This is a genomic window from Glycomyces mayteni, from assembly GCF_042428885.1.
Lineage (GTDB): Bacteria > Actinomycetota > Actinomycetes > Mycobacteriales > Micromonosporaceae > Glycomyces > Glycomyces mayteni.
On sequence record NZ_JBHMBP010000004.1, the window covers coordinates 594686 to 621326 of the forward strand.

Annotated in this window: 21 protein-coding genes; 9 read left to right on the forward strand and 12 right to left on the reverse strand. The window is 70.5% G+C overall.

Features of this window, described 5'->3' with window-relative positions; translation table 11 throughout:
• The first annotated feature begins 92 nt into the window (after window positions 1-92).
• The 5 genes from ACFFXY_RS18125 to ACFFXY_RS18145 all read left to right on the forward strand — a co-directional run bounded on the left by ACFFXY_RS18125 (window position 93) and on the right by ACFFXY_RS18145 (window position 8529).
• Window positions 93-1094, forward strand: a complete 1002-nt coding sequence (locus ACFFXY_RS18125; protein WP_382355492.1) for an AAA family ATPase — start codon at window positions 93-95, stop codon at window positions 1092-1094.
• A 2-nt stretch (window positions 1095-1096) separates the two neighbouring features.
• The gene (locus ACFFXY_RS18130; protein WP_382353608.1) at window positions 1097-2341 is read left to right on the forward strand and encodes a DUF58 domain-containing protein; all 1245 of its coding nucleotides are present in this window, start codon (window positions 1097-1099) and stop codon (window positions 2339-2341) included.
• A 61-nt stretch (window positions 2342-2402) separates the two neighbouring features.
• Entirely contained in the window at window positions 2403-4760 is a 2358-nt protein-coding gene (locus tag ACFFXY_RS18135) for a transglutaminase TgpA family protein (RefSeq protein ID WP_382353611.1), read from the forward strand.
• A 10-nt stretch (window positions 4761-4770) separates the two neighbouring features.
• Entirely contained in the window at window positions 4771-6540 is a 1770-nt protein-coding gene (locus ACFFXY_RS18140) for a DEDD exonuclease domain-containing protein (protein WP_382353614.1), read from the forward strand.
• 273 nt (window positions 6541-6813) lie between these two features.
• The gene (locus tag ACFFXY_RS18145; protein ID WP_382353617.1) at window positions 6814-8529 is read left to right on the forward strand and encodes a RelA/SpoT family protein; all 1716 of its coding nucleotides are present in this window, start codon (window positions 6814-6816) and stop codon (window positions 8527-8529) included.
• On the opposite strand, the gene ACFFXY_RS18150 is transcribed toward ACFFXY_RS18145, so the two are convergent.
• The 6 genes from ACFFXY_RS18150 to ctaE all read right to left on the reverse strand — a co-directional run bounded on the left by ACFFXY_RS18150 (window position 8523) and on the right by ctaE (window position 15532).
• On the reverse strand, window positions 8523-9014 hold the full coding sequence (locus ACFFXY_RS18150) for an AAA family ATPase (protein WP_382353620.1): 492 nt from the start codon (window positions 9012-9014) through the stop codon (window positions 8523-8525). The two genes, ACFFXY_RS18145 and ACFFXY_RS18150, sit on opposite strands and share 7 nt — an antisense overlap.
• A gap of 337 nt (window positions 9015-9351) precedes the next feature.
• Complete coding sequence (locus tag ACFFXY_RS18155; RefSeq protein WP_382353623.1) at window positions 9352-10881, reverse strand: HNH endonuclease signature motif containing protein; 1530 nt, start codon at window positions 10879-10881, stop codon at window positions 9352-9354.
• A 339-nt stretch (window positions 10882-11220) separates the two neighbouring features.
• Window positions 11221-12807, reverse strand: coding sequence for a cytochrome bc1 complex cytochrome b subunit (gene qcrB, locus ACFFXY_RS18160; protein ID WP_382353626.1), 1587 nt, complete (start codon window positions 12805-12807; stop codon window positions 11221-11223).
• On the reverse strand, window positions 12804-13928 hold the full coding sequence (qcrA, locus tag ACFFXY_RS18165) for a cytochrome bc1 complex Rieske iron-sulfur subunit (protein WP_382355495.1): 1125 nt from the start codon (window positions 13926-13928) through the stop codon (window positions 12804-12806). Before qcrA ends, qcrB begins: the two co-directional genes overlap by 4 nt.
• Complete coding sequence (qcrC, locus tag ACFFXY_RS18170; protein ID WP_359953975.1) at window positions 13922-14731, reverse strand: cytochrome bc1 complex diheme cytochrome c subunit; 810 nt, start codon at window positions 14729-14731, stop codon at window positions 13922-13924. Before qcrC ends, qcrA begins: the two co-directional genes overlap by 7 nt.
• Before the next feature lie 186 nt (window positions 14732-14917).
• Window positions 14918-15532, reverse strand: coding sequence for an aa3-type cytochrome oxidase subunit III (ctaE, locus tag ACFFXY_RS18175; RefSeq protein WP_382353629.1), 615 nt, complete (start codon window positions 15530-15532; stop codon window positions 14918-14920).
• A 188-nt stretch (window positions 15533-15720) separates the two neighbouring features.
• Here ctaE and ACFFXY_RS18180 point away from each other — a divergent pair, with 188 nt between their 5' ends.
• On the forward strand, window positions 15721-16155 hold the full coding sequence (locus ACFFXY_RS18180) for a hypothetical protein (RefSeq protein ID WP_382353632.1): 435 nt from the start codon (window positions 15721-15723) through the stop codon (window positions 16153-16155).
• 23 nt (window positions 16156-16178) lie between these two features.
• The gene (gene trpD / locus ACFFXY_RS18185; RefSeq protein WP_382353635.1) at window positions 16179-17243 is read left to right on the forward strand and encodes an anthranilate phosphoribosyltransferase; all 1065 of its coding nucleotides are present in this window, start codon (window positions 16179-16181) and stop codon (window positions 17241-17243) included.
• 46 nt (window positions 17244-17289) lie between these two features.
• On the opposite strand, the gene ACFFXY_RS18190 is transcribed toward trpD, so the two are convergent.
• From ACFFXY_RS18190 to ACFFXY_RS18200, 3 genes are all read right to left on the reverse strand, one after another.
• Window positions 17290-18069, reverse strand: coding sequence for a zinc ribbon domain-containing protein (locus tag ACFFXY_RS18190; RefSeq protein ID WP_382353638.1), 780 nt, complete (start codon window positions 18067-18069; stop codon window positions 17290-17292).
• 1 nt (window position 18070) lies between these two features.
• Window positions 18071-18895, reverse strand: coding sequence for a Nif3-like dinuclear metal center hexameric protein (locus tag ACFFXY_RS18195; protein WP_382353641.1), 825 nt, complete (start codon window positions 18893-18895; stop codon window positions 18071-18073).
• Window positions 18896-19077: 182 nt separating this feature from the next.
• Window positions 19078-20316: a helix-turn-helix domain-containing protein gene (locus ACFFXY_RS18200; protein ID WP_359953985.1), complete on the reverse strand. Its 1239-nt coding sequence runs from the start codon at window positions 20314-20316 to the stop codon at window positions 19078-19080.
• Window positions 20317-20740: 424 nt separating this feature from the next.
• Here ACFFXY_RS18200 and ACFFXY_RS18205 point away from each other — a divergent pair, with 424 nt between their 5' ends.
• Window positions 20741-20983, forward strand: a complete 243-nt coding sequence (locus tag ACFFXY_RS18205; RefSeq protein ID WP_382353646.1) for a hypothetical protein — start codon at window positions 20741-20743, stop codon at window positions 20981-20983.
• On the opposite strand, the gene ACFFXY_RS18210 is transcribed toward ACFFXY_RS18205, so the two are convergent.
• Window positions 20984-21778: a metallophosphoesterase gene (locus ACFFXY_RS18210; RefSeq protein WP_382353649.1), complete on the reverse strand. Its 795-nt coding sequence runs from the start codon at window positions 21776-21778 to the stop codon at window positions 20984-20986.
• Window positions 21779-21925: 147 nt separating this feature from the next.
• Between ACFFXY_RS18210 and ACFFXY_RS18215 the strand changes: the two genes are divergently transcribed.
• Entirely contained in the window at window positions 21926-23965 is a 2040-nt protein-coding gene (locus tag ACFFXY_RS18215; RefSeq protein ID WP_382353652.1) for a M3 family metallopeptidase, read from the forward strand.
• 38 nt (window positions 23966-24003) lie between these two features.
• Here ACFFXY_RS18215 and ACFFXY_RS18220 read toward each other — a convergent pair whose 3' ends face one another.
• Together ACFFXY_RS18220 and ACFFXY_RS18225 are read right to left on the reverse strand one after the other, a co-directional pair.
• Entirely contained in the window at window positions 24004-25626 is a 1623-nt protein-coding gene (locus tag ACFFXY_RS18220; RefSeq protein WP_382353655.1) for a stealth family protein, read from the reverse strand.
• A 304-nt stretch (window positions 25627-25930) separates the two neighbouring features.
• Window positions 25931-26569, reverse strand: a complete 639-nt coding sequence (locus ACFFXY_RS18225) for a hypothetical protein (RefSeq protein WP_382353658.1) — start codon at window positions 26567-26569, stop codon at window positions 25931-25933.
• Window positions 26570-26641 lie beyond the last annotated feature (72 nt).

Consider the following 26641-nt stretch of genomic DNA (forward strand, 5'->3'; position numbering starts at 1 on the left):
GCGGATTCCGGTGCACGCCGCACACCCACCTCACCGACTCCCCAGGAGGACCGTTGACCTTCGAGTCGTCCCCCGAGAAGCCCGACGGCACGATGCCGCTCCCGAGCACGGCGCAGTCGGGGCAGGGCCCCGCACCGCTCTCGCCGCAGGAGTTCAAGGCCACCGCCGAGGGGATCCTGACGAACGTCGAATGGGTCATCGAGGGGAAGTCCCACACGATCCGGCTGGCGCTGGCGGTCATGCTCGCCGAGGGCCACCTGCTGCTGGAGGACGTGCCCGGCGTCGGCAAGACCCAGCTGGCGAAGGCCCTCGCCCGCTCGGTCGACTGCTCCGTGCGGCGCATCCAGTTCACCCCGGACCTGCTCCCCTCGGACGTGACGGGCGTGAGCATCTTCGACCCCGAGAAGCGCGACTTCGTGTTCAAGCCGGGCGCGATCTTCGGGAACCTGATCCTGGGCGACGAGATCAACCGAGCCAGCCCGAAGACCCAGGCCGCGCTCCTGGAGTGCATGGAGGAGCGGCAGGTCACCGTCGACGGGAACACGTACAAGCTGCGCAGCCCGTTCATGGTGATCGCGACGCAGAACCCGGTCGAGATGGAGGGCACGTACCCGCTCCCGGAGGCGCAGCGCGACCGCTTCACCGCGCGCCTGGCGATCGGGTACCCGGACATCAACGCGGAGCTGGCGCTGCTGGACCGCCGCGAGGAGTACAACCCGCTGGACGCGCTGCGGCCGGTCGCCGACGCGGAGATGATCGTGCGGATGATCGCGGCGGCGCGCTCGGTGCACCTGGCGCCGGAGCTGAAGCGGTACGTCGTGGACCTCGTGGGCGCGACGCGCACGAACGCGCAGGTGCGGTTGGGAGCGAGCCCGCGGGCGACGCTCCAGCTGCTGCGGTGCACGCAGGTGCTGGCGGCGATGGACGGTCGCGACTTCGCGCTCCCCGACGACGTGCAGCAGCTCGCCGTCCCGGTGCTCGCGCACCGCCTGATTCCCACGACGGAGACCACGATGGGCGGCGGCGACACGAAGGCGATCGTCTCCGACATCCTCAGGCACGTCCCGGTGGTGTCGCACCCGGGGAGGTTCTAGGCGTGGAGCTCACCGGACGCGGCAAGACGCTGCTGGCGGTGAGTGTGGTCGTCGGCCTCACCGCTTTGGCGGTGGGCGAGGGCGACCTGCTGCGCGCCGCGGCGCTCGCCGCGATCGCCCCCATCGGCGGGCTGTTCGTGCTGCGCTGGTCGCGGCCGTCGCTGGAGTCGAACCGGGTGCTCAACCCGGCGCAGGTGGAGGCCGGTCAGGCCACTCAGGTGCGCCTGGGCATCCAGAACACCGGCCGCAGCCGCCCCCCGGCGCTGATGCTGGAGGACCGCATCCCCTACCGGCTGGGGAACCGCCCCCGGCTGGTCCTGGAGCGGCTCGCGCCCGGCGCGCGGAGCGTCGTCAACTACACGATCACGCCCGGCTCGCGCGGCGCGTACGAGCTGGGGCCGTTGACGGTGCGCACCTCGGACCCGTTCGGCCTGGCCGTCTCGGTCCAGGAGTTCCCGGTGACCACGGAGCTCATCGTGACCCCGCGCATCCAGCCGCTGCGCAGCCTGCTCCTGCCGGGCGGCGCGGGCATGTCCTCGGGCGAGTCCGCCTCGCACACCGTGGCGATCACCGGCAACGACGACATCGCGGTGCGCGAGTACCGCAACGGCGACGACATGCGGCGCGTCCACTGGAAGGCCAGCGCGCACCGCGGGCAGTTGATGGTGCGCCGCGAGGAGCAGCCGTGGGAGAACAACGCGGCGGTCCTGCTGGACGTGCGCCGGGGCGCCCACCGCGGGGAGCTGTCGAGTTTCGAGTGGATGGTGGACGCGGCCGCGTCGGCGACGGTGCGGCTCTCGCGCGACGGCATCGACCCGTGGCTCATCACCGCGCACCGCGACTTCGAATGCCGCCAAGGCGATTACAGCCAGGCGATGCGGTACCTGGCGACGGTGGCCGCGGCCCCCGAGGCGCCGGTGGCCGCGATGGTCGAGAAGGCCCAGCGGGCCCGCTCGGTGTCCGGGATCGTCGCGTTCCTGGGGCACCTGACCCCGGAGGAGGCGGCCGCGCTGGGGCGCCTGGCGCGCCGCGGCGGGCGGTGCACGGCCCTGGTCGTGGACCCGGTCCGGTGGATCCCGAAGGCGGCGTCGAGCCGCGTCGACCCGCGCGAGCAGGCGTTCGCGCAGCAGCACGGCCAGGCCGTGTCGACGCTCGCCTCGGCGGGCTGGCAGGTGGTCCCGGTCGTGGCGGGAACGGAACTGCGCCGGGTGTGGACTCAGTTGAGCGCCTGGAGGAACCTCGCATGAGCACAGTGGGGACGGAACTGCGCCGCGTGTGGACCCGGTCGAGCGCGTGGAGGAACCTCGCATGAACGGACAGCGCCACGCCACCGTCGTCGCGGCGGCCACGCTCGCCTTGACGCTGACGCCCCTCATCGGGATCTTCAACGGCCTCGGCTGGATGTTCCCGGTGATGCTCACGATCGCGGTCGTCGCCACGGCCGGGTCGCTCATGCGCGCGGCCGGGCGCGGCCAGGGCCTCCAGACGCTCGCGATGGCCGCGGCGCTCGTCGTGATCCTCACGATCGGGTTCGGCGACGGCACGGGCCTGCTGTTCCTGGTGCCGCTCCCGGCGACGTTCGAGCACTGGGCGGTCCTCGCGCAGGAGGGCGTGGGCGCGATCATCGTGAACGCGCCGCCGGTGGAGGCCACCGGCGGGATCATGTTCCTCACGGTGCTCGGGGTCGGCGTCGTCGCGATCCTCCACGACATGTTCGTGGTGGGCCTGCGCACGCCCGCGCTCGCGGGGCTGACGCTCCTGACGATGTACCTGGTGCCGGTGTCGGTGGCGCCGGAGGCGACCGCGTGGTTCTGGTTCATCCTCCCCGCCGTCGCGTACCTGTGGATCCTCGGCGACGACAACCTCAAGCGGGTGTCGGCGTTCGGGCACCGCTTCACGGGCGCGGGCCAGCTGGTCGGCCGCTCGTTCCCCTCGCCGATGGCGCGCACGGCGCGCTGGTCGGCGGCGGGGTTCATCGCGGTGGCGCTCGCGGTGCTGGCGGTCGTGCCGGTGAACACGTCGGGGCTGATCGACAACGTCGCCGACGGCATCGAGGGCGGCGAGTCGTACGGGCTCGGCGACGTCAACCCGTGGGCGCAGCTCTCGGGTTCGCTGACGCGGCCCGAGGAGGTCGACGTGCTGCGGGTGACCACCGACGACCCGAGCCCGCGCTACCTGCGGATGCACGTGCTGGACGAGCTGACCGGCGACGGCTTCGCGCCCAACGAGTACCAGGGCACCCAGAACCTCGACGAGCTCCCCGACGCCGACGGCGAGCGGTACACCGCGCAGATCGAGAACCTCCAGTTGCAGGCGCCGGTGGTGCCCGTCTACGGGAGCCCGACGAACCTGGAGATCGACGGCGACTGGCGGCTCGACCCTGACACGGGCGTGATCGTCGGCGACGGCAGCGACATGGGCGACGTCGACGAGTACACGCTGGAGTACACCGAGCCCGACCCGGACGCCGAGACGCTCGCGGCCGCGGGCGGCATGAGCAGCTCCGACGACCGGTGGGACCTGAACACCGAGCACCCGGACGTGCCGGAGCTGACCGACATCGTCGCGGGCGCGACGGCGGGGGCGACCACGGTCCACGAGAAGGTCCTCGCGGTGCAGCAGTACCTGTCGGTGTCGAACGGGTTCCGGTACTCCCTGGAGACCGTCGACGCGGGCAACGACGAGGCGGTCCTGGACTTCCTGGAGACGAAGCAGGGCTACTGCCAGCAGTACGCGGCGACGATGGCGTGGATGCTCCGCGAGGCCGACGTGGCCGCGCGCGTCGTCGTGGGCCTGTCGCAGGGCTCGCGCGACGGGAACGAGTGGGTCCTCACCAGCCACGACTACCACGCGTGGGTCGAGGTCTACTACGACGGGCCCGGCTGGGTCACGTTCGACCCGACCCCGGCCGCGAGCGTCCCGGGCTCGGTGAGCTTCCCGTGGGCGAACGAGCCCGACGACGCCCCGGACCCGGAGACCGAGCCGAGCGAGAACGAGGTCCCCACGGACGAGCCGTCCGCGCCGGAGACCGACGCGTCCGGGCAGACGATCCCGCCCGAGGGCGGCGCGTCCGAGGGCCCGTCCGCTGACGCCGGGGCCGGATCGGACGGCGGCGCCGCGCTGCCGTTCCACCCGGGCTGGCTCTCGCTCCTGCTGCTGCTCGCGGTGCCGTTCCTGCCCGTGCTCTCGCGCGGGGCCCTGCGGAAGCGGCGGCTGAACCCGCGGACCCTGACGGCGAAGACCGCGTGGGACGAGGCCATGGACCTGGCCCTCGACTACGGCGTGTCCATCCCGGACTCGTACACGCCGCGCCAGGCCGCGGGCGTGCTCGCGACGGCCGCGCCGAGCGCGCGGGAGGCCGCGAAGGCCCTCGGCTCGGCGATGGCCCTGCACCGGTACTCCCCCCGGGGCGCCGACCCCGCCGGGCTCGCGGACGCCTTGCGGGACCTGCACATCGCGCTCGACAAGACCTCGCCGGCACAGGTCAGGTACAAGGCCGTGTTCTGGCCCGCGTCCCTGGTCGCGAAGGTCGGCGCGGGCCGCGCCGAGCAGTCCGCGCGGCTCTCGCGCCGGTCGGCGCGGACCACCGACCGGGTCCGGTCGGCACTGCGGCGCAGGCGACGCTCGAACAACCGCGACAAGCCGGGTGTCACAGGCCGCGCCTAGGGTTGCCGGTATGTACAGACGCGGCGTGTCGGGCGACGGGTCGGGCGAGGGCCCGGCCGGGGACGGAGGGGCGGGCTTCACGCAGCCCGCCCTCGACAGCTTCGGCACCCCGCTCCGCGAGGTCACGTTCTGCGTGGTCGACCTGGAGACCACCGGGCTGGCCGCGGACGCGTGCGGGATCACCGAGATCGGCGCCGTCAAGGTCAAGGGCGGCGAGGTCGTCGGCGAGTTCTCGACCCTCGTCAACCCCGGCGAGCCCATCGACCCGCGGGTCACCAGGCTCACCGGCATCACCGACGAGATGGTCGCCGACGCGCCCGGCATCGAGGCGGTCCTGCCGATGTTTCTGGAGTTCGCGCAGGGCGCCACGCTCGTCGCCCACAACGCGGGCTTCGACGTCGGCTTCCTGCGCCACGCCTGCGAGCTCACCGACACCCGCTGGCCCCGCCCGCCCGTCGTCGACACCGTGGTCCTGGCCCGGCGCCTCACCGAGAAGAGCGAGGTCCCCAACCGGCGCCTGGGCACCCTCGCGCGGCTCTTCGGCTCCCCGGTGACCCCGAACCACCGGGCCCTGGACGACGCGCGCGCCACCGTCACGGTCCTCCACGGCCTCATCGAGCGCGCCAGCGGCCACGGCGTCGTCACCGACGCCGAGCTCGCCGAGTTCTGCCGCGCCATCCCCTCCGAGCTTCAGCGCCGCAAGCGCCACCTCGCCGACGGCCTCCCGCAGGGCCCGGGCGTGTACATCTTCCGCGACGCCGACGACCGGGCGCTCTACATCGGCGTCTCAGTGAACGTCGCCAGCCGCGTCCGCAGCTACTTCTCCGCGGCCGAGCAGCGCCGCCGCCTGCGCGACATGCTCGCCTCGGCCGAGCGCGTCGAGGTCGTCGAGTGCGCCCACCGCCTCGAAGCGGGCGTCGCCGAGCTGCGCCTCATCGCGGGCGGCAAGCCCCCGTACAACCGGGCCGCGAAGTTCCCCGAGCACCGCAGCTGGGTCCGCCTCACCGACGAGCCGTACCCGCGCCTCCAGGTCTCCCGCAAGCCCCCCGAGCCCGGCACGCCCCGCCTGGGCCCGGCCTCGGGCACCCAGGCGCAGGCCGCGATCAGCGCCATCGAGGCGGCCCTGCCGATCCGCTCGTGCCGGACCCGCCTGTCCCCCAAGCGGACCTCCCCCACGTGCGTCCTCGGCGAGATCGGCAAGTGCGCCGAGCCGTGCCGCCACACCGTCACCGTCGAGGAGTACGCGGCCCTCGCCGAGCGCGCCGCCCGCGCCATGGACGGCGACCCCGCCCCGATCGCCGAGGCCGTCGGCGAGCGCCTCGCCGAACTCGCCGGCTCCGAGCGCTTCGAGGCGGCCGCTGAGCGCCGCGACGAGCTCGGGGCCTATCTGGCCCTCGCCGCGTCCTCGCAGCGCGTCAGGAACTTCGTGGCGGCCGGGGAACTGGTCGCCGCGGGCCGCGCCAAGGGCGGCGGCTGGGAGGTCGCCGTCATCCGCTCCGGTATCCTCGCCGGCGCCGTCAAGACCCCGCCTCGCGCCGACCCCATGCCCTACATCGCGAAGCTCCGCGAGACCTCCCGCGTCGTCGCCCCCGCCACCGACGTCCTCGACGCCGCCCACGCCGCCGAGTCCCGCCTCCTCCTCGACTGGCTCGCCAAACCCGAAGTCCGCCTCGTCCTCGTCGAAGGCACCTGGGCCAGCCCCCTCACCGGAGCCGAACGCTGGGACGGCGCCGTCCCCGGCGACCGGTCCCCGTGGCGCCGCGACCAGTCCACATGGTGAGATAGCTTCGCGAACGCTCTGCTGTCCCAAGCGAACCCACCGTTCCACACCCCGGAACAGGGCCCGCGGCGCGAATCGGACGTGAGTCGTCTCGCATCCATTTGCGGCGCTTGAGGTTTCCGGCGACACCTCCGTACGGGTACGCTGTGTCATCCGCCCGGAACGGCGGACCCGCCGAAATCCGACAGTGTCTAGTGTCGATTCTCTCCAGGAATCGTTGTACATCTAGAATGCGGTCAACCTTGGGCATCGGAGGCTAACATGTTGCGCGCATTGCTTTCGGCTACTCGGACTGCCAGACCTGACGACCCGTGGGACCTCGCGGGGAAGGTCGCGCAGCTCGAAGCGGCGCACCGCGCCCACTTCGCGCAGCCCGACATGCTCCTGGTCCGCCGCGCCTACCGCATCGCCGAGCAGATGCACCGCGGCCAGGCCCGCCGCTCCGGCGAACCGTACATCACCCACCCGATCGCGGTGTCCACCATCCTCGCCGACCTCGGCGTCGACACCCCCACGATCGCGGCCGGGCTCCTCCACGACACCGTCGAGGACACCCCGTACTCCCTCGAAGCGCTCCGCGGCGACTTCGGCGACGAGATCGCCGTCATGGTCGACGGCGTCACGAAGCTCGACAAGATCCACCTCGGCTCCGCCGCCGAGGCCGAGACGTTCCGCAAGCTCGTGCTCACCGCCGGACGCGACATCCGCGTCATGATCATCAAGCTCGCCGACCGCCTCCACAACATGCGGACCATCAAGTTCAAGAAGCGCCCCAGCCAGATCCGCATCGCCGAGGCCACCCAGGACGTCCTCATCCCCCTCGCCGACCGCCTCGGCCTGTACGTCATCAAGCGCGAGCTGGAGGACATCGTCCTGGAGACCCTCCAGCCCGAGGTGTTCCAGCGGATCAAGGAGCACATCGGCTCCGACACCGACCGCAAGCGCCAGGTCGAGCACATCGCCCCGCAGGTGCGCCGCGCCCTGCGCGACTTCAAGGTGACCGCGCGCCTCCTCGACCGGCCCCGCCACCCGTACTCGGTGTACCGCGAGATGCAGAAGCACCCCGGCACCGGCCCGGCCGACCCGCCGCGCCTCGTCATCGTCGTCGACGGTCCCCTGACGGACTGCTACGCGGCCCTCGGCGCGATCCACCGCCTCTGGAAGCCTCTGGGCGGCAAGTTCCGCGACCTCATCGCCGCCAAGAAGTTCAACCTGTACCAGTCGATCCACACCGCGGTCGCCGGTCCGGGCGGCCTGCCCATCGAGTTCCTCATCCGCACCCGCGAGATGCACGAGACCGCCGAGGTCGGCATCGTCGCGGGCCTGCGCCAGACCGGCGGCGACCAGATGGAGATCCAGCTCCCCTGGCTCCAGCGCCTCCTCGACTGGCAGAACGAGGTCGCCGACTCCGGCCAGTTCCTCGACTCCCTCCGCTGCGACCTCGCCGACCAGGACATCCTCGTCTTCACCGGCGACGGCGAGCAGCTCACGGTCCCCAAGGCGTCCACCCCCGTCGACGTCGCCTACTGCTCCGGCCCCTCCAAGGGCCACCGCCTCATCGCCGCCTACGTCAACGGCGAGATCGCCCCCCTCGCCCAGTCCCTGCGCGACGGCGACACCGTCGAACTCGTCCTCACCGCCGAGCAGCCCTACGGCCCCTCGAAACAGTGGCTCGAACACGCCAAGACCCCTGAAGCGCAGCTCCACATCAACGACTGGTTCGGCGCCATCGACGACGTCGACTCCACCGGCGAACTCCCCGTGATCCCCATGCAGCGCTTCGAGGACGAACTCAAAGCGGGCAAGAACCGCCTGTGGCGCTCCCTCATCGCCCGCGGCCGCGGCCTCGCAGGGGAGCAACCCCTCCACGGCGTCGCGTCCTCCCTCGGCTACCCGGACCTCGACTCGCTCTACCTGGCCCTGGCCCGCGAAAAGCTCGACCCCGACGAACTCGCCGAGAAGCTCATCACCACCGTCGACCGCTACTGACCACCGACGAGCGCCACCAACCGCGCCACCACCTCATCGACCGGTGCTCTCGTATCGATCTCCACGGTGGCCCCCGACCGCAACAGCGGCTCGACCTCCCGCTGATCCCGCAGCGCCGCCTCAAGCTGCTCAGGGGTCTTGCCGTACGGATTCCCGGTCCTGGTCAACAGCCGATGCCGGACGGTCTCCGCTGGAGCGCTCAGCAGCACCACATGATCGAAGTCCCGATAGAACACCCCCTGGTTCGGCACGCACCCGCTCACAAAGAGCACTTCCGCATCGGCGGCATCCAACAACTCCCGAATCCGCCCCTCCCGCCACACCCACCCCGGCTCAGCGGTCTCCTGCAACGCCTCCCCATCCGCAGTCGGCGCACACCATCCCCCGAAATCCGTGTCCACCGCCTTGTACCCCAACTCGCCCAACCGAGCCACCACCGTCGACTTCCCAACCCCCGACACCCCGGTAATCAACACCCGCAACATCGGCGAAGCCTACCTGGGGGCGCACTCGCCTCCTTGAGGTCGGACACCGCTCGCGGTTAGAGCGGGCGGCGATGACGGGGTGGGTTGGGGGGCGGGGTCTGGGTCGCCGGCCTGCGGGGTGGGTTGGGGCGCGGGTCTTTTGGCGGCGACAACGGGGTGGGCGGTGGGGTGGGGTTGGGTGCTGCGGCTTTCAGGGGGTGATGGGGCGCGGGTCTTTTTGGCAGCGATGGAGAGAGGTGAGGGCGGCCCAGTTTGGGTGCCGGGCCTGGGGTCTGGTGTGGTTGTGGGCCTTCCCGTTCCTCCTCCCGGCCCGGTTGGCTGGCCGGGGCGGGCCTCCTCAAGAGGGTGGGTCGCCTCGGCTGCCTGCCGGGACCGGTGCGGGTTCCTTTGGCTGGGGTGTGAAGCGTGTTCGGCATTTGGCTCGGGCGGCGCGGATGGCGGCGAGGGCCCTTTGCCTCTCGGCCTCCTCGGCTCGTGAGTCGAGGTCGGGTTTCAGTGTGTCCGACCATTCGGTGCGGTAGAGGCCGGTCGGGAACACATCCCAGTCCGATCCCTGGTGTTCAGTGTCCATGTCCTGGTCGGTTCGCCAGTCCTCGCACCCACACTCCCGGGCCTCCTCGGCCCCGGTGTGGGTGTCGGGGTGGTTGTGGTGGGTGATGGTGGCTTGGCCGGGGCCGGTCTTCGCTACCGTCCAGCCTGCGGTGTGGATGCGGCCGTGGTGGAAGCGGCACAGCAGGATCAGGTTGCCGGCGTTGGTGTCCCCGCCGTTCGCCCAGTGCTGGATGTGGTGGGCTTCGGTCCAGGCGACCGGGCGGGAGCATCCCGTCCAGGCGCAGCCTTCCCGCTGCTCCAGTTCGAGCTTGCGGCGGAGCGCCGCGTTGGGGAGGCGCTTCTCCCTGCCCAGCTCGATGGCCTCGCCGGTCTCGTAGTCGAACACCGAGGGGATGACACCGGCTTCGCAGGCCAGATGCCGGGCCTTGGCGACACTGACCGGCTGGCCCTCCAGAAGGGGCGTCCTGCCGGTGTCTTCACCCTTGAGCGTCTGGATGTCCACCATGAGGTCGAGGGTGGCGGTGTGGCCGTGGCGCTTGACCGCATCAGGGCTGGTGCCGTATCCGGCGAGGAGCTGGTGGAGGGCTTCGGCATGCCGGTTCGGCTGGGCCGGAAGCACACCCTCACTGTCTTGCTCGTCCTGCCTGGGAGGCGGGCAGGCGGTCTTCAGGTACTTGTCCAACAGCCTGCCCGTATCGGAGGAGAGTTCCCCGGAGAGGGCCCACATGCCGTTGTCCTGTTCGGCGACCTCGATCCACTGCAGTGACTGCTCGCCGAGGCTGTCGAGGAGTTCGGTCTCCTCGGCCAGATGCGCGGCCAGCTCGTCGAGGTGGCGTTGGAGGTCTTTGAAGGGGGCGTGCTGGGCGTATTGGGCGATCAGGTGCTCCGGTGTCGCGCACAGGATGTCGGCATCGAAGGGGGAGGCCACGGGGGTGCGGAAGGGGGTGAGGGTGAACAGGCGCATCGCGGGGGTCCGGTCGAGTTGGCGGACGGCGTAGGCGACCTGGTCGATCCTGGCCCGCCCTGAGACGGCCGCCTCCACCAGGGCCCGGAACTTGGAGGAGAGGCGGGCGATGGCCGCGATATCCGAAGCAGTCCGGTGAGTGAAGTCGAACTGGGACAACAGCAGGTCCCTCAAGGCCGAGTACCCGAAGGCGGTGCGGTGGAGGTTCTGCTCTTTCATCGCGATGACCGAGGACAGGACTGCCGCGTATTGGGAGTTGACCACCGAGGCGGCGTCTTCGAGGAGGGTCCGGATGGTCTCGGCCTGGTCGCTGACACTGGTCCGGGCTTCGATCGTCGCTGCTGCTGCCATCGGGATCACCCCCTGTCACTGTTCTCGTATGTGTTGCCTGTTTCCGTGTGTCTGTTCGATTGCTGTGATTCAATTGTGACTCTGTGTGCGATAGGGCGTCAACACCCAGAAGGGTGATCTTTGGTGAGGAAGTTTCAACCCGCCCCACCCGCACCAAGCCAGGCTCCCACCGCGGACCCCATGGCCGCCAACCCAACCCGAGCCCCGCTGCCACCTCTTCGTCGCTGCCCGCTCTAACCCCAACCCAACCAAGCCCGCAAGCCAAGAACGTCAAAAAACCTCGAACACAAGAAACGGGCCCCGCCTTCCGGCAGGGCCCGTTCTCAATGGCTTGCTCGCTTAGTGCTTGCCCGACTCGATCTCCTCGTGAGAGGAGGACGAACCGTTCTCGGACGGCTCCTCGATCGACTTGAAGAAGCCCTTGTCCTGCGGCGGCAGGGCGCCGACGCGGTTCATCTTCTTCGGGACGACCCAGCCGTTGTACTCAAGCGCGGTGTGGCCGTGCTCGTCCGGTTCGGCGAGGGGCTGGTGGACCTCGTAGAAGCGGCCGTTGGGGTCGCGCATGAGGATGCCGGTCTCCAGGCCGTGGGCGAGGACCTCGCGGTCGTGCTGCTGGAGGCCCAGGCAGATGCGGTACGTCAGGTAGTACGCGATGATCGGGAGGATCACGATGCCGATGCGGCCCGCCCAGGTCATCGCGTTCAGGCTGATGTGGAACTTCTCCGCGAAGACGTCGTTGCCGCCGGAGACGGCGCCGATGGTCCAGAAGACCACGATCATGACGCCGAGGCTGGTGCGGCCCGGGTTGTCGCGAGGACGCTGGAGCAGGTTGTGGTGCCCGCGGTCCTTGGTGAACCGCCGCTCCAGCGCCGGGTACACCAGCGGGAGCAGCACCGACAGGCCCATGCCCGCGATCGCCGGCCAGAACACCGCCGGCAGCGTGAAGTACGGCGGTATCCGCAGCTCCCACGCCGGGAACAGGCGGATGAGGCCGTCCAGGTACATGACGTAGAAGTCGGGCTGGGAGGCCGAGGACACGACCGAGACCTCGTACGGCCCGAACAGCCAGATCGGGTTGATCTGGAACAGGCCCGCCATGGCGGCGACCACGCCCCAGATGAACAGCATGAAGCCGACCTGCTTCATGACGTAGTTCGGGAACATGCGGAAGCCGACCACGTTGTGCTCGGTCCGGCCCGGTCCGGGCCACTGCGTGTGCTTCTGCGCGAACACCAGGCCGACGTGGACCGTGATGAGCGCCAGGAGGATCAGCGGGAAGATGAAGACGTGGATGATGTAGATCATCGAGATCACGTCGGTGCCCGGGAACTGGCCGCGGAACAGCGCCGCCGAGGCCCACGGGCCGATGAACGGCACGGAGGCGGTCATGCCCTCCATGATGCGCAGGCCGGTGCCGGAGAGGCCGTCGTCCGGCAGGGAGTAGCCGAAGAAGCCCTCGAAGAAGCCGACCCAGAACAGCAGGATGCCGATCATCCAGTTCGTCTCGCGCGGCGCGCGGAACGCGCCGGTGAAGAAGATCCGGAGCATGTGCACGAGGATCGACGCCATGAACAGCAGCGTCGCCCAGTGGTGCATCTGCCGCATGAACAGGCCGCCGCGGGTCTCGAACGAGATGTCGAGCGCGGACTCGTAGGCCCGCGACATCTCGATGCCCTGGAGCGGCACGTACGCCCCGTTGTAGGTCACCTCGACCATGGACGGCTCGAAGAACAGCGCCAGGAAGGTGCCCGAGAGCAGCAGCAGGATGAACGAGAACAGCGCGATCTCGCCCAGGAGGAACGACCAGTGGTCCGGGAAGACCTTGTTGAACAGGACCCGGGCCGGTCCGGCGAGCTTGAAGCGGTCGTCGAGCTCGCCGCCCGCCTTGGTCAGCAGGCTGTCACTGGAGCCGTTGCGGCGTTTCACTTCTCATCCTCCTCGGGGAGGGACGGGCGGTTCCAGAACGCCGGCCCCGGGGGCACCAGGAAGTCCGACGTGGCGGTGAAGAAGCCCTCGTCGTCGACCGTGATCGGCAGCATCGGCAGGTGCCGGGTGGCCGGGCCGAACACGGGGGCCGCGTTGTCCACCACGTTGAACTGCGACTGGTGGCACGGGCACAGGAGGCGCTGGCTCTGCTGCTCGTACAGCGAGGCCGGGCAGCCGACGTGGGTGCAGATCTTCGAGTAGGCCACGAAGTTGCCCCACAGGGCGTCCACGTCCTGGTACATCGGGTACAGGTTCTCGCGCAGGGTCGCCGCGTCGGTCTCCCGCAGGTGGATGAGCAGCGTCGGCGCCGTCGGGAACTGGTTCGTCGCGCCGTGGTCGATCGCCGGGTAGACGGTGATCTGGCCGCCGGCGGAGACCATGTCGGGCCGCACGAGCGCCCCGTCCTTCATCATGAGGCGGATCGGGTCGCCGTCGTTGTACCGCTCGGCGTTCCAGCCGGTCACGGTGTACATGTCGCCCGGGTCCTTGAGCAGGGCGCCGAGCGGGGCGACGGCCGCGAGGCCGAGCGGCGCGGCGGCCAGCAGGGCCGACTTCACGAGGAAGGGGCGGCGGCGCAGGCCCATGTCGTCGACGATGGTGTCCACGGTGGACTCGGCGATGCGCCGGTCGTCGTGGGACGAGCCGCCGTCGTGGCGGTCCTGGACCAGCTCCTCCACCGGGAGCAGCTTCTTCGCCCAGGTGAGCACGCCGACCGCGAAGAACAGCAGCGAGAACCCGAGGAAGAACCCGATGACCGGCGTGTACCAGGTCTGCGGGTCGCGCCAGGTCGCGGCGCCCTCGTACTCCCAGGGCCACCAGATGAACGCGACCACGAACAGCGTCGCGAACAGGCCCGACAGCAGGAACAGGCCGCCGACGATGCGCTCCATGCGCTTCTCGGCCTTCGTGCCCGGCTTGGGGAAACGCGGCTCGTAGTGGATGATCTCGATGTCGTCGCGGCGCAGGCCCTCCTTGTAGACCTCGAAGCGCGTCAGCTTCGGGTCCTTGAGGTCGACGGGCTCGACCTCGTCACGGGCACTGTCGTTGTGGGCACTCACGATTTACCTGCAATCCAGAGCGTGGTCAGCAGGAGCGCAGTCATGCCGACCAGGAAGATGGCCAGACCTTCGGTGGACGGGCCGTACCGTCCGAGGGTGAACACGCCGCCCGGGTCCTTGTCGTCGTTGACGATGTACTGGACGTAGGCGATGATGTCGGCCTTCTGCTCGGGGGTGAGCTCGTTGTCGGCGAACACCGGCATGTTCTGCGGGCCGGTGAGCATGGCCTGGTAGATCTCCTCGTCGGAGACGCCGATGAGCGCGGGCGCGTGCGCGCCCGAGGACAGGGCGCCACCGCCGCCCGCGTAGCCGTGGCAGGAGGAGCAGTTCACCCGGTAGAGGTCGCCGCCCTCGCCGACGTCGGCGTTCTCGACGAGCGCCGCGAGGTCGTCGGGCACCGCGGCGCCGCCGCCGAGGTACTCGATGTAGGCGCCGAGCCACTCGGCCTCTTCCTCGGTGAACACCGGGTAGTCCGAGTCGGGGGCCTGGGCGCCCTGGGCGGCCATCGGCATGCGGCCGGTGTTCACCTGGAACTCGACGGCCGCCGATCCGACGCCGATGAGGCTGGGACCGCGGCCCTCGATGCCCTCGCCGTCGTCGCCGTGGCAGGAGATGCAGCTCGTGTCGTAGAGCTCCTGGCCCTTGACGACCTCGGAGTCGATCGCGTTGTCCTCGGCCTCCTGCGCGTACAGGCTCGGCGAGAACACCGAGTAGATCCCTCCGACGATGACCAGTGCGCCGGTGAACCTGGCCAGCGCGCCGAGGCGCTTGCGCCAGCCTCGGCGGCGTTTCGCTGATGCAGCCACGGTTGTTGCCTCACCTTTATCTAGCTCGGACCGGGCGGGGCCCCTGTCGGGGCTTTCTCGTCCGGCCGGCGGCCGCCTCCGGGGGGCGGCCGTCGCGTTTCTCGGTTGTGGCCCCGGCCGGGGGCCGGGGCTTGTTGCCTTGGGTCGCAGGCGCGTCCGGTGGGAGGCGCGGGCGGCCGGTCAGTCTCAGTACTGGGCCATCGGAAGGAAGTAGATCACGGCGAAGAGCGCGATCCAGACCACGTCGACGAAGTGCCAGTAGTAGGACACCACGATGGACGCGGTGGCCTGGGCGGGAGTGAAGCGGCCCATCGTCGTGCGGATGAGGTAGACGATGAACGCGATCAGGCCGCCGGTGACGTGCAGGCCGTGGAACCCGGTGGTCAGGTAGAACATGGTCCAGTAGCCGTCGGCGGAGATCGAGTGCCCCTCGCCGACGAGGTTGCGGTACTCGTTGACCTGGCCGAGCACGAAGACGAGGCCCATGATGAACGTGATCGCGAACCACAGGCGCAGCTTGTACACGTCCCCGCGCTCGGCGGCGAAGACGCCGAGCTGGCAGGTGACGGAGGAGGCCACGAGGATCACGGTGAACACCAGCGCGTACGGGATTTCGAGGTGGTGGTATCCCTCCTCGTACATCGAGGGCGCGGCGGCCTGGATGGAGAAGTACATCGCGAACAGTCCCGCAAAGAACATGAGTTCGCTGCTCAACCACACGATGGTGCCGACACTGACGACATTGGGCCGGGTCAGTGAGTGGATTCGGCTGGGGTCGATAGTTGCTTCGGCGGCAGTCACGCGCACATTATTACGGTCCGGCGGCTTCCAGCTGCGCATGGGGTAGGTTTTCCGCGCGTGTCGCGCGGAGTAGGCTTCCAGCCTTCTCCCATCGTGTTCCCAGGTCATTCCGGGTTCGCCTACTGTAGGCACTGCGAGGGAGGGAAGTGGCCGCGCCGGTCTTCCCATTTCAGTGTGGCCCGTTTAATATGCGAAGCGTGAGTACCTCAACGGCTGAGTACGCAGTCCTCCTTTACAGTCATCGACCCGCGGTCATCGAACAGATGCGCTCGGCCATCGGCGAAGCGCCGGCCGAGGGCGTCAGGATCGAGTACGCCGTCGCCGGAGCGTACGACGAGGCGGTGGCCCTCATCGACAAGTACGAGATCGACCTCGTGCTCCTCGACGGGGAGGCGCAGCCCGCGGGCGGCCTCGGGATCGCGCGGCAGCTGCGCGACGAGTTCGACGAGCCCCCGACGCTGGCGGTGGTGGTCGCGCGCGACGCGGACCGCTGGCTGGCGGCGTGGTCGCGGGCCGACGCGGTGCTGAAGCACCCGCTTAACCCCGTGACAACCGGGCAGACGGTAGTAGACTTGCTGGTCAACCGGGCCGCGGGCTCGGCGCCGGCGCAGCGCGCCGCCTGATCGTCCTTTCCCCGGGAGCTCGTATGTCTAGTCCGACCTGGCCCGATGTCCTCGCACGCCTGTCGTCCGGCGACCATCTCGACGAGGCGAGCGCCGACTGGGCGATGGCGGAGATCATGGCCGGGAACGCCGATCCGGCGCAGTTGGCGGCGTTCGCGGTGCTGCTGCGCTCAAAGGGTGAGACGCCCGAGGAGATCGGTGCGATCGCGGGCCGGATGCTCGCGGAGACGACCCGGCTGGACCTGTCGGACCTGGGCGTGGCGGTGGACATCGTCGGCACCGGGGGCGACGGCTCGAACTCGGTGAACATCTCGACGATGGCGGCGATCGTGGTCGCCGCCGCGGGCGTGCCGGTCATCAAGCACGGCAACCGGTCGGCGTCGTCGTCGGTGGGCTCGGCGGACCTGCTGGAGGCGCTGGGCGTGGACCTGGACGCCACGGCGGAGCGGGTCGAGGCGTCGGTGCGCGAGGTGGGCATCGGGTTCGCGTTCGCGCGGACCTTCCACCCGGGGATGCGGCACGCGGGCCCGATCCGGGCCGCGCTGGGCATCCCGACGGTGTTCAACCTGCTGGGGCCGTTGACGAACCCGGGCCAGCCGCAGGCGGGCCTGATCGGGTGCGCGGACCCGGTGAAGGCGCCGCTGATGGCGCAGGTGTTCGCGGCGCGCGGGGCCTCGGTGTTCGTGGTCCGCGGGGACGACGGCCTGGACGAGATCTCGACGTCGGCGACGACGTCGGAGTGGATCGCCTCGGGCGGGCGGGTGTCGCAGGGCTCGATCGACGTGAACGAGATCGGCCTGTCGAACGCGGGGCCGGAGGCGCTTCGCGGGGGCGACATCGAGTTCAACACGGGTGTGGCGCGGCGGGTGTTCGCGGGCGAGGCCGGTCCGGTCCGGGACGCGGTGCTCATCAACGCGGCGGCGGCGCTGGCGTCCCGTCAGGGGCTCCTCGACGGCGTGGACCTGCACGACGTGAAGATCCGCCGGGGCCTGCTGTCGGCGGGCCTGGAGGTGGCCGCCAAGGCCCTCGACGAGGGCAAGGCGGTGGACCTGGTGGAGCGCTGGGCGGAGTTCAGCAGGAAGCAGTAGACGGAAGCGGAAGGGGCCGAACGCCGGTGCGTTCGGCCCCTTCGCGCTACTCGTACTTCTTCAGCTCGTCCTGGGAGGCGAGGGGCGCGGGCGCGGACTTGGGGAGTTCGGTGCGGATGAGGACGCAGCCGCACTCCTCGCAGCGGAGGACCTCGTCGATGGGGGCGGCCTTGATGGGGATCATGTCGGCCGGGGACTTCTCGATGCGGCAGGACTCGCAGCGGCGGCCGACGAGTTCGGCGGCGGCGATGGGCTGCTTGGCGTGGATGCGCTCGTAGAGCTCGACGAGGCGGTCGGGGATGTTGATGGCGAGGGCTTCGCGGGTGGAGGCGGCGTCGGCGGTCTCGGTCTCGATCTCGCCGATCTGGCGGCCCCGGTCGGCTTCGGCGTCGGCGAGGACGGTCTTGGCCTCGTCGAGCTGGCGGCGGGCCTCGGCCAGCTCGGCGTCGAGGGCTTCGCGGCGCTCCATGAGTTCGAGTTCGTCGTCTTCGAGGGTGGCCTGGCGGCGGGCGAGGGACTCCAGTTCGCTCTGGAGCCCTTCGAGCTCCTTGGCGGAGGCCCCGGCGCCCATGCGGTCGCGGTCGGTGGAGGCGCGCTTCTTGACAAGGTCGACTTCGCGTTCGACGCGGTCGATGTCGCGGTCGAGGTCGGCGATGTCGCCGGTGAGGTTGGCGGCCTTGTCCCCCAGGGCTCGCAGGCGCTGCGTGGCGGTGGCGTACGCCGGGTCGGCGTCGAGCTTCCTGCGGCGCTGCGCGAGCTGGGCGAGGGTGGTGTCCACCGCCTGGAGTTCGAGCAGGCGGCGCTGATCGAAGAGGTCGGCTTTCACTTCAGTTCACCCCGGATTTCTGGTGGAGGGTCCACGGATCGGTGTCGAGGTCGGAGACGCGGACGTCCTCGACCAGACGGGACAGTCGTTCGGCAACAGTATCGAGCCAGGGCCGCTCGGTCGCCCAGTGGGCGGCGTCGATGAGGGCCGGGCCGCTTCCGGCGAGGTGCTCGGAGACCGGGTGGTGGCGGAGGTCGGCGGTGAGGTAGGCGTTGGCGCCGGCGGCCGCGGCGTCGGCGAGGAACGCGTCTCCGGCGCCGCCGCAGACGGCGACGGTGCTGACGGGGCGGTCGGGGTCGCCTGCGGCTCGGACGCCCCAGGCGGTCGGCGGGAGGGCCTCAGCGGCGCGTGCGGTGAGCTGGGCGAGGGTGAGGGTCTCGGGGAGGCGGCCGATGCGGCCGTGGCCGCGTCCGGTGCCGTGGTGCTCGGGGCCTTCAAGCGGGCGCAGGGGCCGCAGGTCGACCAGGCCGAGCCGGTCGGCGAGGGCGTCGGAGACGCCCGGGCTCGCGACGTCGGCGTTGGTGTGGGCGGTGTAGAGGCCCATGCCGGACTCGATGAGGGTGTGGACGAGGTCGCCCTTGTAGTCGGCGGCGGGGTCGAGGGCGGAGACGCCGCGGAGCAGGAGCGGGTGGTGGGCGACGATGAGGTCGCAGTCGTTCTCGATCGCCTCGATGACCGTGGCGGGGACGACGTCGACGACGCAGAGGACGCGGCGGACGGAGTTCCCGCCGCGGCCCAGCACCAGGCCGACCCGGTCCCAGTCCTCGGCCCAGCGGCGCGGGTACAGGTCGTCGAGTGCCGCGGTGATCTCGCTGAGCGTGCGCATGCCGTGAGTCTATTGACGTTTCGGGCCGCGCGGTGAGGGGTGTGCCCGGAGCCTGAGCAGCGGCGGCTCCGGGCGCACTCGCGCACCGTGCGCGCGGGGACGGTCCGGCGAATCCGGTACCGGCCCTGGTCCTTCCGGCCTTCGATCGGCGTGCTGCGTTCTGCGTGCTGTGTGCTGCGGCCCTAGTTGAGGGCCCCCACCTCCTCGGCGAGTCGGCGCACGTCCTGGGCGGGCTCGCCCTTGGTGCGGTGGAGGATCTGGTCGATGAGGTCGACCGCGAGCGGGCGGCAGCGGATCTCCGCGGGCGCGTTGCGGTCGGCGGTGACGAGGTACCGCCCGGCCTTCTCGATGTCGCCGACCTGCACGCAGGCCCGCGTCATGTCGAGGTAGTGGTGCGCGCGCCGCTCGGCGACGAGGTCGCCGAGGGCCGCGGGCGGGATGGTCTCGTGGACGGCGAGCGCGTCGCCGCCCTCGCCGAGCTCCACGAACGCGGCCGCGCGGTGCAGCATGACGTTCGTGGGCCCGAACGAGGTGTAGTAGTAGTTCGCGTCGCGGCCGAGGATGTTCGCGGCCCGCGAGGCGCTGTCGAGCAGGTCGTCGCTGGTCGTGGAGTCCCCGGCCAGCGCGGCGGCCATGGCGCCCTGGAGGAGGAGCGCCCCGTAGACGCTGATCGCGGCGGGGCTGGAGGACTCGCCGCCGGCCTCGGAGATGAGGCCGTGCGCGACCTGGACGTTCAGGTCGAGTGCGGCCTGGTAGCGGCCGAGGGACCTGAGCGCGTTGGCGACCCGCGTGGTGGCGATGCCGGCGAGGAGCGGGTCGTTGCCGCGGTTGGCGGCGGAGATGGCGCGGTCGGCGGCGAGCCAGGCGAGCTGGGCCTCCCCGAGTTTGCGCAGGACGGTCGATGCGATCTGGTAGACCTGCGTCATGAGTTCGGCGGCGTCGGCGCTGGTGCCGCCGATGGGCCGGTCCTCGGCGAGGGGGGTGTCGCGCAGGAGCTGGATGAGCGACCTGGCGACGACCGGGTAGTGGCCCTTCTCGAAGGCGAGCCAGCAGTAGTTGACAGCGCCTTTGAGCTCGGGGATGGGCGTCGGGTCGATCGGGGCGGCTTCGAGGAAGCGGCCGAGGCGCTCGTAGCGTTCGAGCGACTGGCGGATGGACTCGACCTCCACCTGGTCGAGGCAGCCGCCGAGGCCCGGGCGGCGCCGGGGTTCGCGGCCGAGGAGCTGGGCGGCGTCGACGCTCAGCGATTCGGCGAGTTCGGTGATGACCGAGTACTTGTCGAGGCGGCGGACGCCGCGCTCGATCTTGTCGACCCAGCTCTTGGACTTGCCGATGCGGTCGGCGAAGACCTGCTGGGACATGCCGCGGCGCTGACGCCAATAGGCGACGCGCCGCCCCATAGGTTGCGTTTCGGACTCCATGTCAGACCCCACCGTCTATATAGGAGTTACACGTTGCTTCGGGACTTCAGGGGATCGTGTCTCGCAGTTGCGTGCGGTATTCGGTTGTGCGTGCGCGCGGCCTCGCGGGAGGCCGGGCCGGGGCGCGGTGCGGCGGTTGTCAGCAGTGCTCGGTTGTCTTGACCCGCACGAGGTTCGGTTCCGCGGGGCGGTTCCGGACCACCGCACGAGGCGCCCCGACACTATGTGTTTACCGTCTTTTCGGTTTCGGCACAACGGCCGCGAACTGCCAATGTGACGCTCCGCTGGAGCGTGCTTACAGTCTTGCCCGCCTCGTCCGGTCCACAGTCGCCTATCAGGTGATATGCCGGGTTTCGGTCGCTCGAACTCGTGAAACCTGCACATGCATCGTGTCGATTCAAGGGCCTCGCTCGTTGTGTCGGATATGGGACACAACCGAGTCGTCGCGCGCCGCGAACATCGACGCGCCTTCCGCAGGGCCTTCCTGACCGCCGCCGTCGCGACCGCCGTCGCGGCCGTGCTGGGGTACGCGATCGCCTTCTCGCCGCTCGCCGGATGGGCGGCGCTCGGCGTCGCCGCCGCCGGGGCGGTCAGCCTGTGGCTGGAGTCGCGCGCGGGCCGCGCCGCGACGCCGCCGCCGTTCTACTTCTGGGGCGACGGGGAGTAGCTAGTTGAGGCGGACCACCAGGCACTTGCCGCCTTGGTACACGCCGCCGTCCACGTTGAGGACGAGCCCGTCGCAGTAGCGGCGGGCCTGGGTCACCTGGGACGGTTCGAGCTCGGTCGTGTCGGGGATCGTGGAGTGCCCGTGGACGAGCTCCTCCCCGCCGAACGAGCGGAGCATCGAGCGGACCCGCGCGGGGCCCTCCTCCCCCATGAACTCGTGGCGGCGCGTCAGCTCCCTGAACAGCTGCCACCACTCCTCGGGCTCGTCGGAGGCGAGGATCTTGCGGACGGCCGCGTTGACCGCCTCCTCGCTGCGCCCGTACCCGAGGTACGACTCGGTGTCGGAGTGGACCAGGAGCGACTTGTCGACCACGTGGAGGACCCGGCGGGTCTCCAGCCAGCGCACCTCGTCCTCGGTGAGGGCGGCGAGGTCGTCCTCGAAGCCGCCGTTGAGGACCCACCAGTGGAGGAACTGGCGGTCCATGCCGTCGACGTCGGTGAACGCGACGTCTCCGAAGCGCCGGGACCCGAGCACGAGCACCTCGTGGTTGCCCACGAGCGTGTCGACGTGGCCGCCCTCGGCGGCGGCCTGCCCTGCGAGCCGGCGCAGGAGCCGGACCACGGCCACGCCCTCCTCGCCGCGGTCGAAGAGGTCCCCGAGGACCCACAGCCGGGCGTCGCCGCCGGTCCACTTCGCGTCCTCGTCGACGAGCCCGCGACCGCGCAGCGCCTCGGTCAGCGCGTCGTAGTGGCCGTGGACGTCGCTGGCCACGAACAGCGGACTCGATGCAGACATGGGGACGATATTAATCCGGGGCGGGGCCGTTCGGTGAGGTTGTCGCCTCGACTTCCGCGAGCGGAGCCATTCCACTTGCCGCGCGGCAGGCAAGGGCAATAGGATTCGGCCCACCGCCATTGGAAATGAACGCAGCGAGGAGCCAGCGTGACCGAGAACCCGTTTCTGAACCCCTCAGAACTCCCCTACAAGCTCCCGCCGTTCGCGGACATCGCCAACGAGCACTACGTGCCCGCGTTCGAGGCGGGCATGGCCGAGCAGCTCGCGGCCGTCGAGGCCATCGCGGCCGACACCGCGGAGCCGACGTTCGACAACACCGTCGTGGCCCTGGAGCGCTCCGGGCTCGGCACGCTCCGGCGGGTCTCCCTGGTGTTCTTCAACAAGTACTCCTCGGACACCGACGACGAGCTCAACGCCATCGAGGCCGAGCTGAGCCCCAAGCTCGCCGCCCACGGCGACAAGATCCTCCTCAACGGCGACCTGTACGCGCGCATCGACGCCCTGTGGGGCAGGCGCGAGGAGCTGGGCCTGGACGAGCAGGACCTGCGCCTGCTGGAGCGGTACCGCACCGAGTTCGTGCGCGGCGGCGCCGCCCTGGACCAGGAGGGCAAGGACCGCCTCGCGGCGATCAACACCGAGCTGGCCGAGCTCGCGTCCAAGTTCAACCAGGTCATCCTCGCCGACATCAACGACGCGGCCGTCCACGTCACCGACGTCGCCGAGCTCGACGGCCTCGGCGAGGACCAGATCGGCGCCGCGGCCGCGGCCGCGAAGGACCGCGGCCTCGACGGGTACCTGATCACCCAGTCGAACTTCTCGCGCCACCCGCTGCTGGAGGACCTGAAGGACCGCGCGCTGCGCGAGCGCCTCTACAAGGCCACCGTCGGCCGCGGCCGCGACAACGCCGCCACGCTCCTGCGGATGATCCGCCTGCGCGCCGAGAAGGCGCAGCTGCTGGGCTTCGAGCACTTCGCCGCGTACGTCGCCGCGGACGGCACCGCCGGGAACGCGGGGATCATCGCCGAGCGCCTCGCCGGGCTCGCCGAGGCGTCGGTGCGCAACGCGCGCCGCGAGGCCGCCGAGCTCCAGGAGGTCATCGACGGCCAGGGCGGCGGCTTCGCGCTCGCCGCCTGGGACTGGTCGTTCTACTCCAAGCAGGTCCGCCAGGACAAGTACGGCTTCGACGCCGAGGCGCTCAAGCCGTACCTCGAACTCGACCGGGTCCTCGTCGACGGCGTCTTCCACGCCGCCGAGCAGGAGTTCGGCCTGACCTTCGCGCTCCGCGAAGACCTCCAGGGGTACCACCCCGAGGCCCGCGTGTGGGAGGTCCTCGACGGCGGGCGGCCGCTGGGCCTGTTCGTGGGCGACTTCTTCACCCGCGACTCCAAGAAGGGCGGCGCGTGGATGAACCCGCTCGTCGTCCAGTCCGACCTCACCGGCGACAAGCCCGTGGTCGTGAACAACCTGAACATCGTCAAGCCCTCCGAGGGGCAGCCCGCGCTCATCTCCGTGGACAACGTGACGACCCTGTTCCACGAGTTCGGGCACGCGCTCCACGGCCTCCTGTCGGCCTGCCGCTACCCGAAGACCTCGATGACCTCGACGCCCCGCGACTTCGTGGAGTACCCGTCGCAGGTCAACGAGATGTGGGAGGACTGGCCCGAGGTCGTCGCGAACTACGCGCGCCACCACGAGACCGGCGAGCAGGCCCCCGCCGAGCTCATCGAGCAGTGGAAGGCCGCCGCCAAGTTCGGCGAGGGCTTCGCCTCCACCGAGTACCTGGGCGCGGCCCTCCTCGACCAGGCGTGGCACCGCCTGTCCCCCGAGGACGTCCCCGACGGCGGCGACGACCCGTACGCGGCCGTCGAGGCGTTCGAGCGCCAGGCCCTCGAAGCCGCCGGGATCTACCTGCCGGAGATCGCCCCGCGCTACCGCTCGGGCTACTTCGCGCACATCTCCATCGGCTACGCCGCCGGGTACTACTCGTACATCTGGTCGGAGATCCTCGACGCCGACACCGTCGAGTGGTTCAAGGAGAACGGCGGCCTCACCCGCGCCAACGGCGACCACTTCCGCGAGACGCTCCTGTCGAAGGGCGGCTCCATCGACCCGATGGAGTCCTTCCGGCGCTTCCGCGGCCGCGACGCCGAGATCGACCCGCTCCTGGAGCGGCGAGGACTGAAGTAGCGATCAGGGCCCGGAGCATCCGCTCCGGGCCCTTTCGCTTACAGCGCCAGGCCCTTCTCCCAAGGCGAGGCCACCGGGAAGTACGCGTCCAGGAACCGCTGCATGAGCGCCGAGCGCTCCTCGGCCAGCTCCGGCGGGAGCCCGGCGTCGTTGATGCAGAACGTCTCGCGGTCGCGCCGCTCCAGCAACAGCTCCAGGCGCTCGGCGACGCCCGGCATCGACAGCTCCAGGTACTCGACCTGCGCGTGGCCGGAGACCGCGCGGCCCGAGAGGTACGCGTAGTAGTGCTGGAGGGTCACCGTCGAGACGTCGGTGACGTTGCGGAAGGCGCTGCGGGCCGTCCGCTCCATCTCCTCGTCGAACTCCTTCTCCATCTCGGCGAGGACGCTGCGCTGCAACGGGTACGGCACGTGCTTCATCATCCGGGAGATGGTCCGCCCGAAGGCCCGGTCGATGAGCGCGCGGTCGTTCTTGAACGCGGCATTCGGGGGCGTGTCGGCGCGTGAGACCGGGTCCATGTCGATGAACGTCTGCGCGGGGAAGAACCGCGCAAGGCCGTTGGGCTCGAAGAACAGCTGCGGGCCCACGGGGCGGCCGATGAACATGTCGTCGTTGAAGTACAGGAAGTGCTCGCTCAGGCCCTCGATGCGGTGAAGCTGCGTCTCGATCGAGTGGGAGTTGAAGGTGGGCAGGGCGTCCGGGTCCTCGAACAGGTCGGCGTGGTCGACGACGGTGAGCCCGGGGGCGTCGGCGTCGAGCCAGTGCGGGCGCTGCCGGTCGGTCACGAGGTATACGTGGCGCACCCACGGCGCGTTCAGGTGCAGGGAGCGCAGGGAGTACCGCAGCTCCTCGCGGTCGAGATAGCGGGCGTCGTTGTCGGACTCGGCGTGGTACGGCGACTGGTCGGCGTCGGCGCGGCGCCGCCGCCAGGCGTGGTCGGCGCCGTCGACCCAGGTGTACACGACGTCCACGGGGAAGCCGACGTGGTCGGGCCCGGGGCGCGCGAACTCGGTGCGGGTCGGCAGGCTCGGCAGGTCCCGGTGGCCGCCTCCGGCGAGGGTCGTGAACAGGCGCCCGGGGGCCGACACGCGGGCGCCGCCCTGGCGCACGACCGGGCTGATGCGGTTGTGCCTGGGCGCCAGGAGGTGCCCGTCGCCGGTGTCGGTCCAGAACTCGACGTCGCAGCCGTAGTCGGGGCCGAAGACGAGGTCCCGCCCGGTGTCGGTCCACAGCCAGGAGGCGCGCACGAGCGGCACGTCCCCCATGTCGGCGCGGCGGGCCCACTCGGGGCGGTTCAGGCCCAGCTCCGACTCGCGGAACGCCGGCTCGGGCACCGAGAGGCGCCCGCCGGTCGACTCGCAGAGCATGGCGAGGGCGGTGCAGACGCGCTGGCGGTCGGCCGCGGCCACGCCGAGGACAGGCCGGGTCAGGCTGAAGCCGGGGACGGCGAAGAAGTCGACGCCCGCGGCCGTGAGGATCGCGGTGACGATCTCCAGGTTGCGGCGCCACACCTCCAGCGGCGTGGGGGCGCCGAGCGCGTAGGCGGGGCGGATCTCCCCGGAGTGGAGGATGTGGCCGGAGTCGAGGTCGGTGAAGAAGCCGTAGGGCTCGGTGACCTCCGTGCGGGCGGCGGCGGGAGGGTCGAGCGGCTTGGGCTCCACCAGTTCTTCGGCCGGTCGGACGAACTCTGTCGCTCGGGTTGCGATGCGACGGTCATCGGCTGCGAACAATCGACACCTCCTGACGCTTGCGGCTTTCGCCGATCCGGGGTCTACCGGGACTGCTGCCGGCGCAGGGCGGAGGCGCGTCTTCGTCGACCACGCCTGAACGCCACGTGGCCGGTCTCTGACACGTGTCTCAACAGTAGGCCACAGGGCAGTGACAAAATGGTTGCAGATTCGCGTCCCAGGCGTCAACCGCAACGGGCGCCGCCCGGAGGCGACGCCCGTTGGTCAAATGAGATCCCTACGCGCCCAAGGGAATCCGCGCCACGTGCTCCCACGTGTACGTCGAGGCGTCCTCGCTTTGGATGACTCGGACGAGGTCTACCCCGGTGACTGTGATTTCCGTCCGACCCGGCCGCACGTCGCGCAGCTTGTTCTGGATCGCGCCGCGGGTGGCGTCCACGCCGACCGCGCCGGAGCGGTAGGACAGCGACACGTGCCCCGGCCCGCCGCACGGGCGGCCGACGTCGCCTTCCACGATCTCGTTGATCGCCTCGACGCAGTTGCCCACCAGCGCATCGAAACTCGTGCCCGGGAACGTGTCGAGCAGGACGCCGCCGGTCGCGGCCAGCGCGGGCCCGACGGTGAGTTTGAACGCGGGGATCTCGGCGGCCTTCTCGCGCAGGCGGTCGACGAGCTTGCGGCGCACGTCGTCGCCGATTCCGGCGGCGTCGCACTCGACGGAGGCGATCGTGGCGTGGAGCCACTCGTGGGGGACGGGCTTGTCCGCGGCGAGGTCGATGACCGGGCGGTAGGACTCCGCGACGGCTTTGACCTCGTCGAGGTCGGTCAGGTAGACGTGGAGCTTGGTCCATCCGTCGGGCCAGCGCTGGCCCGAACTGGGCGGCTTGGGTCCGGTCGTGGGAGCAGATGTGTTCACTGCTGCATCAATGCCTTAGGCGAGTCGGAAGGCCCCGGACGGGGCCGGTTCTATGCAATTCCACCGCTCGGT

Excerpts from the sequence above, each read along its gene's own strand:
- ACFFXY_RS18125 (WP_382355492.1), top strand. The coding sequence starts at position 93 with ATGCCGCTCCCGAGCACGGCGCAGTCGGGGCAGGGCCCCGCACCGCTC.
- ACFFXY_RS18135 (WP_382353611.1), top strand. The coding sequence starts at position 2,403 with ATGAACGGACAGCGCCACGCCACCGTCGTCGCGGCGGCCACGCTCGCC.
- ACFFXY_RS18140 (WP_382353614.1), top strand. The coding sequence starts at position 4,771 with ATGTACAGACGCGGCGTGTCGGGCGACGGGTCGGGCGAGGGCCCGGCC.
- ACFFXY_RS18150 (WP_382353620.1), bottom strand. The coding sequence starts at position 9,014 with ATGTTGCGGGTGTTGATTACCGGGGTGTCGGGGGTTGGGAAGTCGACG.
- ACFFXY_RS18155 (WP_382353623.1), bottom strand. The coding sequence starts at position 10,881 with ATGGCAGCAGCAGCGACGATCGAAGCCCGGACCAGTGTCAGCGACCAG.
- ACFFXY_RS18180 (WP_382353632.1), top strand. The coding sequence starts at position 15,721 with ATGCGAAGCGTGAGTACCTCAACGGCTGAGTACGCAGTCCTCCTTTAC.
- trpD (WP_382353635.1), top strand. The coding sequence starts at position 16,179 with ATGTCTAGTCCGACCTGGCCCGATGTCCTCGCACGCCTGTCGTCCGGC.
- ACFFXY_RS18195 (WP_382353641.1), bottom strand. The coding sequence starts at position 18,895 with ATGCGCACGCTCAGCGAGATCACCGCGGCACTCGACGACCTGTACCCG.
- ACFFXY_RS18200 (WP_359953985.1), bottom strand. The coding sequence starts at position 20,316 with ATGGAGTCCGAAACGCAACCTATGGGGCGGCGCGTCGCCTATTGGCGT.
- ACFFXY_RS18205 (WP_382353646.1), top strand. The coding sequence starts at position 20,741 with ATGGGACACAACCGAGTCGTCGCGCGCCGCGAACATCGACGCGCCTTC.
- ACFFXY_RS18210 (WP_382353649.1), bottom strand. The coding sequence starts at position 21,778 with ATGTCTGCATCGAGTCCGCTGTTCGTGGCCAGCGACGTCCACGGCCAC.